Raw genomic sequence first — 11,481 nt, forward strand, 5'->3', positions numbered from 1 at the left:
AGTTCTCAGAAAAAGCATTGTTGTGATGATTGGTGGAAATCTAAAGAAAAACATCATTGTGATGATAATTGGAGTTCTCAGAAAAAGCATTGTAATGATGATTGGTGGAAATCTAAAGAAAAGTGTCATTGTGATGACGATTGGAGTTCTCAGGAAAAACATTGTAATGATGATTGGTGGAAATCTAAAGAAAAGTGTCATCGTGATGATGATTGGAGTTCTAAACGAAATAAGTGTCGTTGTAAATGTTTCTTTATTTGTTGCCATTGTAAAAGGAAAAATTGGTAATATTTTCGATGCCAACTTAAAGGAAAGAATATGTCTTTTGGAACCGATAAATACTAGAATGTATTATACAAAAAGCTGACTGAATATAATCAGCTTTTTATCAATGAACACGTAAAGATTTCAACAGACATATGTATTTACTGATTAGGTGGGCTATTAAGAAAAAACAAGCTAACTCTTATAAATCGATTTTTAATTACTTCACGTACGTATAAAGCTTTAGATGCCCTCATTACTTCAGACGAATTCACCAGTATTTTCAGCAAAAAATTCATGGAATCTTTAATTAGTCGAGTACTTTCATTGCCTTCAGAAACCCCAGAGACAAGCGGGGTTTCTTTTATTTAAATAAAGATTTTGTTTAAACTTTACAAAACTCACCTATATTAAAATATCTTCTAAAATCCTTATTGAACATTTATAATACTATTAAACGGTTTAAATTCGACAATCAGTAATGGAGGCATTTTAATGGGAAACATCCCAAAAGTATCATCACACCAATCAAATCCTAATATACCCTCACAGCAAGTGAATCCTAATACCCAACAAGGTAGCATAAAAAAAACAAGACGCCGTATTATAACTACTTTGGCTTTTATATTACCTATAATTTTTGTCCTTCAATATTCTCTGAATAACCAACAAGAAATGATTAAAGAAAAACAAATCACACTTAATACGGAACAACAAAAATTATCTTCTGTAAAGAAGGATGGTCATTCCCTTAACAAGGATGTCAAGGCTTTAACAAGTAGTGAAGAAGAAATTTTAAAATTCGCAAGGAAACTGTATGGATTTTCCAAACCGAATGAAACTATATTTCAAATAACTGAATAAAATTACACGGCATTACCTAAAAGGCGATTTGAAGATAATCGCCTTTTTATATTTAATTTCTAAAGGAATCATACTAATCTCTCTTTCTATCATATAACTACTTTGTTTAATTTGTTAAAATAAAACCGCTTGTCCGTTTCACTTTGCTCTATCATTACATTTACTATTAGTAATACGATTTTTAGAGGTGATAAATAATGGACGAGTTTTTATCTTTTGCTGCACTTAATCCCGGTTCTATTGGACCTACACTTCCAACTGTTCAACCTTTTCAATTCCCTACCGGTCCCACCGGTTCTACAGGAGCTACTGGATTAACCGGATCAACTGGACCGACTGGGCCAACCGGATCAACCGGACCAACCGGATCAACTGGATCAACTGGACCAACTGGATTTAATCTTCCTGCTGGACCTGCATCTATTACCTTGACTTCTAACGAAACCACAGCATGTGTATCCACTCAAGGAAATAATACTTTATTTTTTTCGGGTCAAGTATTAGTAAACGGTATTCCTACTCCAGGGGTAGTGGTCAGTTTTTCGTTTAGTAACCCATCTCTTGCTTTCATGGTTCCTCTTGCTGTCATTACCAATGCCTCAGGTAACTTTACCGCTGTATTTCTAGCCGCTAATGGGCCTGGAACAGTAACCGTTACTGCTTCTCTTCTTGATTCTCCTGGAACAATGGCTAGCGTCATTATTACCATTGTGAATTGTCCGTAATGATTTTATTTTTAAGAACTAAGCAATTTCTAATAAAAAGAGCACTGATTTTATAGTGCTCTTTTTTTATCATTTGGATGTGCCTTTCAAATTAAATTTCGTAACAGCCTATTAAAATAACGCTTTTATTGAATTTCATCCTTAACAAAATTTAATTACTCCAATGAATAAACATGCCACAGTATCGTATTTTAATAAAAACTATAAAACAGACATACTTAACACTAATAGTAGAATTTTTCTTCTTCATCAAATTCACTTCTTTTCTTTTTATAAACATAAAAAAGGATCTCTATTTATATAGAGATCCTTTCTAACTTTATAATTTACTAGACTGTAACCCCTGAATAAACGGAACTACTTCAGGATTTACAAGCGATGATAAATCACCTAACTCTTTTCCTAAGTAAGCTGCTTTAATAACACGGCGCATTACTTTAGAGTTACGTGTTTTCGGTAAATCTTCTACAACGTGGATGTCTTTAGGACACAACGCTTTTCCAATATGAGAGTTTACTAAACTCATTAATTCTTTCTTTAATTCTCCTGTGAATGTTACATGATCTCTTAATACTACAAAACAATGACAAACTTCACCTTTTACTTCGTCAGGTACACCAATTGCAGCAGCTTCAATTACATCGTTATGTTTCACAAGAATAGATTCATATTCAGCAGGTCCAATACGTTTACCTGCAATATTTAACGTATCGTCTGAACGCCCTGTGATGATATATTGTTCACCATCGTAAATGACCCAGTCACCGTGGACCCATTTATTTTCAAAACGTGACCAATATGTGTTCACGTAACGTTCATCATCTTCCCAGAAGCTTTTCGTCATACCTACCCAAGGTTTCTCTAAGCATAATTCTCCGACTTCATCTCGAATTGGTTTACCTTGATCATCCAGTACGACAGCTGCCATTCCTGGTAAAGATGCGTTAAAACTAATCGGTGCGATTGGCTTAATAAGAACATTACCGAAAATCCCACCAGAGATTTCAGTTCCACCTGAGTAGTTACAGATTGGAACATTTCCTTTTCCAACTGTTTCAAACAGCCACATCCATGGATCAGGATTCCAAGGTTCTCCTGTTGATGCGAATACTTCCAAACTCTTTAAAGAGTGTTTATTGACATACTCATCACCTTTTGCCATTAATGCTCGGATTAACGTTGGCGAAATACCTAGATGAGTAATTTCATATTTATCAACTGTCTCCCATAACCGGTCTGCTTCTGGGAAGTCTGGAACACCTTCGTACATAACCATCGTTGCTCCATTAATGAGTGAACCGAATAATAGAAATGGCCCCATCATCCAGCCCATATCAGTTACCCATAATACACGATCACCTTGTTTAATATTCATTCCAAATCCTGCATCAAAGGCTGCTTTCAAAGGAAATCCTGCATGCGTGTGTACTGTTCCTTTCGGCTTACCAGTCGTTCCTGATGTATAAATGAGCATTAATGGATCATCGCTTTGCATTTCTTCGGCATGTATGAATGGTTTTTCTTTTTCTAGCGTACTCCACGAAAAGTCATAGTTATGTGGTGTAAAATCATTTCCTGCATGACGAACGATTACCACTTTTTCAACAGTTGGGCAATGTTCACAAGCTTTATCTACTTCATCTTTTAAAGAAACAATTTTACCTCGGCGTGAAAATCCATCTGCGGTAATAATCATTTTTGAACCTGCCGCTTGCACACGTGTCATAACTGCATCAGACGCAAAGCCTGAGAATATTGGTGAAATAATTGCTCCAATTTTCATTACAGCTAGCATCGCAACAACTGTTTCTGGAATCATTGGCATATAAATTGTTACACGGTCACCTTTTTCAATACCCGCGTGTTTCAAACCATTGGCAACACGGCTTACCCAGTTATCAAGCTCTTCATATGTAAATGATTTTGAAGTTCCATTTTCCCCTTCATACTGAAGTGCTGGCTGTATTCTCGTCTCTTCATCCGCAAGCCAGCGGGATAAAGCTGATTCTACAACGTTACATGTTCCGCCATTATACCACTGTGCAAACGGTGTACCATTTTCTAAATCTAATACTTCTGTATAAGGTTTCATCCATTGATAGCCAACTGCTTTTTCTGCCTCTCCCCAAAACCAAGCTGTTTCCTCAATAGATTTATTATAAAAAGTTTCATAATCTTCATATCCCAATGATTTCATCCAACCATATAAACGTGTTTTTTCCTTGTACTCTTCTGTTGGAAACCAAACTGCTTGTTTCAATGTTTTCCCCTCCTTAACTTTTTGAGCAAGAAAGCCCTAAATAGGGCTTTTAAACTGGATATACAGGATGTTTACGATCCGTGAATACTTGATATTTACTCATATACATTTCGAAACGTCCTTTTAACTCTTCACGTAAATTGTTTGGATGAACAATACCATCAATCACCATCTCTGATGCTAAATGATAAATATCAATATCTTTCTTATACTCTTCACGTTTTTCAGCAATGAAGCTAGCACGCTCTTCTTCTGGTAAAGCTGCAATTTTATTTGCATATACAGCATTAACCGCAGCTTCTGGACCCATTACCGCAATAGAGGCTGTCGGTAATGCCAGGCAGCAATCTGGTTCAAATGCCGGACCTGCCATCGCATATAAACCAGCACCATATGCTTTACGAACAACGATAGAAATCTTCGGTACAGTTGCTTCACTCATTGCAGAAATCATTTTTGCACCGTGGCGAATAATACCGGCACGCTCTACTTTTGTACCGATCATAAATCCTGGTACATCCGCAAGGAATAATAATGGAATATGATATGCATCGCATAAATTAATAAACTTAGCAGCTTTATCAGCTGAATCGTGGAATAATACGCCACCCTTCATACGCGGCTGATTTGCAATAATACCAACTGGCTTACCATCAATACGTGCTAAGCCTGTAATTAGCTCTTGAGCAAATAATTTTTTTACTTCATAGAATGAACCCTCATCAATAACTCTATTAATGAGATCTTTCATATTGAAAGGAGCATTTTGATTTTCTGGAATGATTTGTTCTAACGTTTTATCGAATTGTTTCGGTTCTTGAGGTGTAACCAATGGAGTCTTTTCTAAATAGTTGTTTGGAAAATATGAAATGTATTGTCTTGCTTGTGTAATCGCATCTTCTTCTGTCTTACATAAAACATCTCCGCATCCTGATACAGAGCAATGCATACGAGCTCCGCCCATCTCTTCTAAAGTTACCTTCTCACCGATAACCATCTCAGCCATACGAGGAGATCCTAAATACATAGATGCATTTCCCTCTACCATCATTACAACGTCACAAAAGGCTGGAATATACGCACCACCAGCTGCAGAAGGTCCAAATAACAAGCATACTTGAGGAACTTTACCTGATAACTTCACTTGATTATAGAAGATTCTTCCTGCACCGCGGCGCCCTGGGAACATTTCTACTTGATCTGTAATACGCGCTCCAGCAGAGTCAACTAAATAAAATAACGGAACACGTAGTTTTTCAGCTGTTTCTTGAATACGTAAAATCTTTTCAACTGTGCGTGATCCCCATGATCCAGCTTTTACAGTAGAATCATTGGCCATTACACACGCAGTACGACCATGTATTTTACCCGTTGCCGTTACAACGCCATCCGCAGGTAAGCCTGTTTGTTCACAGTTAGCAAATAATGCATCTTCTACATATTCGCCATTATCAAATAGAAGCGCTAAACGGTCTCGAACGAATAATTTTCCTTTTGCTTTATTTTGCTCATGATATTTCGGTGCCCCGCCTTGTTTAATTGTTTCAACTCGTTCTTCAAATGAATTAGATTGTTGTTTTTGGTCTAACATATTTACTCCCCCTTATACATCGGTTTGCGTTTTTCTTTGAATGCCTGTAATCCTTCTATTCGATCTTTCGTATGGATTACACCTTCATACGCTTGTTTTTCCATTTGTAATCCGGTATGTAAATCACCTTGAATACCATTTGAAATTGCCTCTTTTGCTAATCGAACAGCAATAGGTCCATTACTAGCAATTTTCTCTGCTATTTCAATCGCTTTCTCTTCAAGTAAATTAGCTGGTACAACAAATTCTACTAAACCATATTCTTTTGCTTCTTGCGCTGAAATACGTCTACCTGTATAAATTAATTCTTTCGCTCTACCAACACCAATTAATCTCGGTAAGCGCTGTGTACCACCCGCTCCTGGTATAATTGCAAGTGTCGTTTCAGTAAGACCAAGACTTGCAGATTCAGCAGCAATTCTAAAATCACAAGCTAAACTTAATTCCGTACCACCACCAAGTGCGATTCCATTTATAGCAGCAATAACTGGCTGTGGTAATTGTTCAACCATCTCCATAGTAGTGCGAATCATACTAACAGCATGGCGAACTTGTTCTTCATTCATATCGGCACGCTCTTTTAAATCTGCACCAGCACAAAACGCTTTTTCACCAGCACCTGTTAGAATAACTACACGCGTATTGGACTCTTCACTTATTTGAGTTAATATGTTTTGTAACTCTTCTAATAACGCTAAAGATAATGAGTTTGCTTGTCTTTCACGATATAACGAAATCTTTACAACGTGAGGTGTTACATAATCAACTGAAATGTTTTGTAATTGTAGCATCTTCTCACCTACTTATCGTTTTATGTTGAAGCGCTCTATACACATGACTCGGTAATTGGATATTTAACTTACTTTGAATAAATTGACTAGCTCTCAATAACTTTTCTTCGTCTATATTCGTTTGGACTCCTAATTTATGGAGCATATGTACTAGGTCATCAGTAGCAACATTACCTGATGCTCCTGGTGCATAAGGGCAGCCCCCGAGTCCACCACAAGAACTATCAAACGTTGTAATACCGTATTCTAATGATTTAACTACATTCGCTAGAGCCATTCCATACGTATTATGAAAATGCATTGCAAACTGCGAAGCATCATACTTCTTTAATAGGTGTTCTAATACTTGTTCTACTTGTAATGGATTCGCTACACCGATTGTATCCCCTAGAGAAACTTCATAAATACCGTATGAAAATAGTTGATTACATAATTCGTCAACTGCTGCGAGACTTATATTCCCTTCATAAGGACATCCAAATACAGTAGAAACATAGCCTCTTACCTTTTTCCCTTCGAATAATGCCTGTTTTGTTATATCTTCAATTACGACTAATGCTTCTTTGATCGATTTATTAATATTACTTTTATTATGAGATTCACTTGCTGATAAAAAAACATTCACCTCATCTACATTTTGCAAAAAAGCTCGTTCCAAACCATTTTGATTCGGAACAAGCGCAGCATATGTAACATTGGGATCCCTTTTCAGCTCAGAAAATACATCATTTGCATCCGCTAATGCAGGGACCCATTTTGGGTGAACGAATGAGGAAACTTCAACATACGACAATCCCGCTTCTGTAAGTAGTTGAATCCATTTTACTTTATCTTTTGTGCCAACAATCTTTTTTTCATTTTGTAAGCCATCACGTGGCCCGACTTCTTTAATGACAGCAAAATTAGGTAGTTTCAATTCGCTTCCCCCTATATCTCCCTATTCAATTTCTAATAATACATCTCCTTCATTTACAAAATCGCCTTCTTGCACATTAATTTTCATAACTGTGCCAGCTTCTTCTGAAATGATTGGAATTTCCATTTTCATAGATTCCAAAATGACGACATCCTGCTCTTCCTCTACTGTATCTCCTACTCCTACAACAATCTTCCAAACGTTTCCTGCCATCGATGCGTATACTTTCGTCATCATTTTTTCCCCCTTAATATTGTTAAATCTTATTTTTTAACGAGTTGTTTCGTTACAAAGCCTGTTGTATAAATACCCTCTTTGAACACTTCGTCTTCCAAAACTTGCAGTAGCATTGGTGTGTTCGTTTTAATACCTTCTACTTTTAATTCCTCTAGAGCATCATGTAATTTTGAAATTGCTTCTTCACGAGTCTCGCCATGTGCAATGACTTTCGCAATCATTGGATCATAGAAAGGTGTAATCGTTACATGATTTTCTAAGAAGTGATCAATCCGTACATTTGACGGTAGTGTTAAATCTGTAATTTTCCCAGGTGATGGGAAGAATGTTTTCGGATCCTCTGCATAAATACGAGCTTCAATGGCATGACCACTACGTTTTACATCATCCTGAGTAAATGATAGTTTCTCTCCACTTGCGATAAGGAGTTGCTGTTCTATAAGGTCTAATCCCGTAATTTCTTCTGTCACTGGATGCTCTACTTGTAATCGCGTATTCATCTCTAAGAAATAGAAGTTCTTCTGATCATCTACAAGAAACTCAACTGTACCTGCATTTGTATAACCAAGTGCTTTGGCAGCTTGTACAGCAACTTCTCCCATCGCCTTTCGTGTACCTTCATCTAAAAATGGTGAAGGTGCTTCTTCGATTACTTTTTGATTTCGGCGCTGTACCGAACATTCACGCTCCCATAAATACACTGTGTTACCATGTGTATCTGCTAAAAGCTGAATTTCAATATGATGCGCGTCTGCTATATATCGCTCTAAATACATTTCTCCGTTACCAAAGAAGTTTTGCGCTCTTGTTTTATTACTTTCGAACGCTTTGGTGAGCGTTTGCTCAGTTTCCATCAACTGCATACCAATGCCTCCGCCGCCTGCGGATGCCTTAAGCATTAATGGATAACCAATTTGTTTTGCAATTTCAATTGCTTCTTCAGCAGTTTCAATATTTGTAGTAATACCTGGGACTACTGGGACATCTGCTGCTTGCATTGCGATACGTGATTCGATTTTACTTCCCATCTTCGTAATGATTTCTTCTGAAGGACCGATAAATACGATTCCTTCTTCTTTGCAGCGAACCGGAAAAGACGGATTCTCTGATAATAAACCATAACCCGGATGAATCGCTTCTGCATTTGTCTTCTTAGCTATTTCAATAATTTTTTCAAGGTTTAAATAACTTTCTTGAACACGCGGTCCACCTACTAAGTAAGCTTCATTTGCCATTTTCACATGAAGGGCATTTTCATCTGCTTCAGAATAAATAGCAACAGTGCGAATGCCAAGTTTTTGACAAGTTTTCATAATACGAACAGCGATTTCCCCGCGATTCGCAATTAATATTTTTTGAAACATAGTGATTCCTCCCTTTTATCTACATCCTAAATGTCTAGCAATTACGAGACGTTGAATTTCAGAAGTTCCTTCACCAATTTCTAATAGTTTCGCATCACGAATATGTCGTTCAACTTCATATTCACGCATATAGCCATATCCACCATGAATCTGTACTGCTTGATTCGCAATACGGCTTGCCGCTTCCGATGCAAATAGTTTTGCCATTGCCGCTTCTTTACCGAAAGGTTTATCGTTATCTTTTAACCAAGCTGCTTTATGTACTAAATTGCGTGCTAGCTCTACTTCAGTCGCCATATCAGCTAATTTAAATTGAATCGCTTGGAAATTAGAGATTGACTTTCCAAATTGTTGACGTTCTTTCGCATATTGCAATGCACGTTCAAAGGCTGATTGCGCAATACCAACTGCCAATGCTGCGATTGAAATACGTCCTCCATCAAGTGTATATAAAAATTGTTTAAAACCTTTATTTACATCACCAAGAATATTTTCTTTCGGTACACGAACACCATCAAGTACGATTTCACAAGTATTAGAAGCGCGAACGCCCATTTTATCGTAAGGACTAGAAATCGTTAATCCTTCACTAGTAGTAGGTACGATAAATGCTGAAATGCGTTTTCTACCATTCTCTTCAACACCGTTGACAGCGGTTACAATAATGGTATTTGCATACTCTGCGTTTGTAATCCAACACTTCTCACCACTGATTACATACTCATCGCCATCTAGTACCGCTTTCGTTTGAGTACCACCTGCATCTGATCCAGCATTCGGCTCCGTTAATCCGAAGGCACCTAATGTTTTACCTGACGCCATTGGAACTAAATACTTTTGTTTTTGTTCTTCTGTACCGAAATAATAAATTGGAGAAGCACCTAATGAAATTGTTGCAGCATAGCTTAAACCAGTGCCACCACAAGCGCGACCAATTTCTTCAACTGCTAACGCATACGATACAGTATCGCCACCTGAACCTCCATACTCTTCTGGGAATGGGATGCCTAATAATCCTAGTTCGCCCATTTTTTGAAATGTTTCATATGGAAACTCTGCAGTTTTGTCATAATATACAGCTTTCGGTGCGATTTCCTTTTCAGCAAAGTCACGTACCATTTCTTTAATCATTTGTTTTTCGCGAGTTAGAGTAAATTCCATTCCGCTACACACCCCTTATCGAATATTGAGTTTCGACAGCGTGCGAGTTTCTACTACAAACATAACAACTTAAAAGACAAGAATATTAGTTAGACAATTGCTATAATTCTGTCATAACTTAATTTTAAAACAGATTCTGTACTAATGCACAAAAAAATTCCTACATTGTTCTACAACAACATAGGATATTTTGTGTCGAATTATGTAATTTATTGTTTAATAATCTCTACCTTTTCCCGAATCAGAAATTTCTACTAATGCTTCAGGGTATGGTTCGAAATACGTTTGTCTTAATAAATACTTTTCATCAAATCGAATGGCCCATGATTTTAAAATTGTAAGTAAACTACTAAGTGGTATTTTCTTTTCTGCATACTTTTGTAACAGTTCTATAAAATGATCTTTTTCTTGTTTTTTTAGCTTTGTTTTAAAGTATCCAAAAATGTGCTCGCATACATTTACATTCGATGTATAGCGGGGGGTGCGCATAAATAATTCATATAAAGTCTTCTCATAGTTTTCAAATACAACTTCAATCTTTTCATTTTTGTGATTTGCAATTATACGCCCTAATTCCTTTTGTTTCACTTGATTATATGCCATAAATAAATATTTATTGTCCGACTGAAACGATACAAGGTCTTTCATATTTTTATTATGTTTAATCATTTTGTAATATGCGATTGTAAATAGTCTTGTAAAGAAATGCTCTCTAATAATAAAATTCGACAATCTGCCTTCCTCTTCAATAGGAAGATGCGAAAATTTTTTTACTACTGCTCCGCCAAATAAGCCCGATCCTTTTCCCTTTGCTGGCGCTTTTTCAAAACCAGAATAAATTTTCACATCACGCGTACCACAACTTGGTGAACGATTCTTTAAAATAAAACCATCCACATCCGATATCGTTTGTAAAAAGTCATTTGAAAACTGCTCCATTTTTTCAGTTACATCTTCTCGTGTCGACGGTTGCACAAGTCTGTTCTCACCATTTTCTTCTACAATTCGTATCGTTTCACGAGGAGTTCCCAATCCAATCTCCACTTCTGGACAAACAGGTATAAATGTAACAAATGGCTGCAAATTTCGTATTGTTACATCTGGAATCATCTCTCCATTATATCGACAAGCATCAAATTCTAAACATTTACTTACGACGATTGTAGGTTTTGCAAATTGCCGCATCTCATTACCTCCTTAGTGCTAGTCCGTATACTATAAATTGTACTAAGATTAACATTTTAAGCAAAGTTTGATTCATTTATTTTTATGAGAAATATATATCCAATAATATATTAACAATCATTC

At 36.7% G+C, this 11,481-nt stretch carries 11 protein-coding genes and 1 pseudogene; 3 read left to right on the forward strand and 9 right to left on the reverse strand.

The window, feature by feature from the left end; translation table 11 throughout:
- The 3 genes and pseudogenes from ABWK52_RS16255 to ABWK52_RS16265 all read left to right on the forward strand — a co-directional run.
- Positions 1-367: hypothetical protein (locus ABWK52_RS16255; RefSeq protein WP_353771999.1), on the forward strand; the 367-nt coding region annotated here is incomplete at its 5' end.
- Between the two features lie 392 nt (positions 368-759).
- A complete protein-coding gene (locus ABWK52_RS16260; protein ID WP_000526886.1) occupies positions 760-1,128 on the forward strand; it encodes an FtsB family cell division protein in 369 nt (122 codons plus the stop codon).
- A gap of 197 nt (positions 1,129-1,325) precedes the next feature.
- Positions 1,326-1,382: pseudogene (locus ABWK52_RS16265) on the forward strand (exosporium leader peptide-containing protein); the annotation flags it as partial.
- Positions 1,383-1,621: 239 nt separating this feature from the next.
- Here ABWK52_RS16265 and ABWK52_RS16270 read toward each other — a convergent pair.
- The 9 genes from ABWK52_RS16270 to ABWK52_RS16310 form a co-directional block, all read right to left on the reverse strand.
- Positions 1,622-1,837 (reverse strand): hypothetical protein, encoded by a 216-nt coding sequence (locus ABWK52_RS16270; RefSeq protein WP_000236249.1) that lies wholly within the window; start codon positions 1,835-1,837, stop codon positions 1,622-1,624.
- A 335-nt stretch (positions 1,838-2,172) separates the two neighbouring features.
- Entirely contained in the window at positions 2,173-4,113 is a 1,941-nt protein-coding gene (locus tag ABWK52_RS16275; protein WP_000806481.1) for an AMP-binding protein, read from the reverse strand.
- 49 nt (positions 4,114-4,162) lie between these two features.
- A complete protein-coding gene (locus ABWK52_RS16280; RefSeq protein ID WP_000886744.1) occupies positions 4,163-5,704 on the reverse strand; it encodes an acyl-CoA carboxylase subunit beta in 1,542 nt (513 codons plus the stop codon).
- Positions 5,705-5,706: 2 nt separating this feature from the next.
- Positions 5,707-6,495, reverse strand: a complete 789-nt coding sequence (locus ABWK52_RS16285; RefSeq protein WP_353772000.1) for an enoyl-CoA hydratase — start codon at positions 6,493-6,495, stop codon at positions 5,707-5,709.
- Between the two features lie 4 nt (positions 6,496-6,499).
- Complete coding sequence (gene mvaB, locus ABWK52_RS16290; RefSeq protein ID WP_000775437.1) at positions 6,500-7,411, reverse strand: hydroxymethylglutaryl-CoA lyase; 912 nt, start codon at positions 7,409-7,411, stop codon at positions 6,500-6,502.
- A gap of 21 nt (positions 7,412-7,432) precedes the next feature.
- On the reverse strand, positions 7,433-7,648 hold the full coding sequence (locus ABWK52_RS16295) for an acetyl-CoA carboxylase biotin carboxyl carrier protein subunit (protein ID WP_001987345.1): 216 nt from the start codon (positions 7,646-7,648) through the stop codon (positions 7,433-7,435).
- 26 nt (positions 7,649-7,674) lie between these two features.
- Positions 7,675-9,012, reverse strand: a complete 1,338-nt coding sequence (locus ABWK52_RS16300; protein ID WP_353772001.1) for an acetyl-CoA carboxylase biotin carboxylase subunit — start codon at positions 9,010-9,012, stop codon at positions 7,675-7,677.
- Positions 9,013-9,027: 15 nt separating this feature from the next.
- Positions 9,028-10,173, reverse strand: coding sequence for an acyl-CoA dehydrogenase (locus tag ABWK52_RS16305; RefSeq protein WP_000397282.1), 1,146 nt, complete (start codon positions 10,171-10,173; stop codon positions 9,028-9,030).
- A gap of 216 nt (positions 10,174-10,389) precedes the next feature.
- Entirely contained in the window at positions 10,390-11,358 is a 969-nt protein-coding gene (locus ABWK52_RS16310) for a YbgA family protein (protein ID WP_001248645.1), read from the reverse strand.
- Positions 11,359-11,481: the final 123 nt, after the last annotated feature.

It is taken from the genome of Bacillus sp. AP50, assembly GCF_040492675.1.
In the GTDB taxonomy this organism is placed as follows: Bacteria; Bacillota; Bacilli; order Bacillales; family Bacillaceae_G; genus Bacillus_A; species Bacillus_A cereus.

Bases quoted from the DNA above. Each gene is read 5' to 3' on its own strand.
- ABWK52_RS16260 (WP_000526886.1), top strand. From the start codon at position 760: ATGGGAAACATCCCAAAAGTATCATCACACCAATCAAATCCTAATATA.
- ABWK52_RS16270 (WP_000236249.1), bottom strand. From the start codon at position 1,837: ATGGTAATAATGACGCTAGCCATTGTTCCAGGAGAATCAAGAAGAGAA.
- ABWK52_RS16280 (WP_000886744.1), bottom strand. From the start codon at position 5,704: ATGTTAGACCAAAAACAACAATCTAATTCATTTGAAGAACGAGTTGAA.
- ABWK52_RS16285 (WP_353772000.1), bottom strand. From the start codon at position 6,495: ATGCTACAATTACAAAACATTTCAGTTGATTATGTAACACCTCACGTT.
- ABWK52_RS16295 (WP_001987345.1), bottom strand. From the start codon at position 7,648: ATGATGACGAAAGTATACGCATCGATGGCAGGAAACGTTTGGAAGATT.
- ABWK52_RS16300 (WP_353772001.1), bottom strand. From the start codon at position 9,012: ATGTTTCAAAAAATATTAATTGCGAATCGCGGGGAAATCGCTGTTCGT.
- ABWK52_RS16305 (WP_000397282.1), bottom strand. From the start codon at position 10,173: ATGGAATTTACTCTAACTCGCGAAAAACAAATGATTAAAGAAATGGTA.
- ABWK52_RS16310 (WP_001248645.1), bottom strand. From the start codon at position 11,358: ATGCGGCAATTTGCAAAACCTACAATCGTCGTAAGTAAATGTTTAGAA.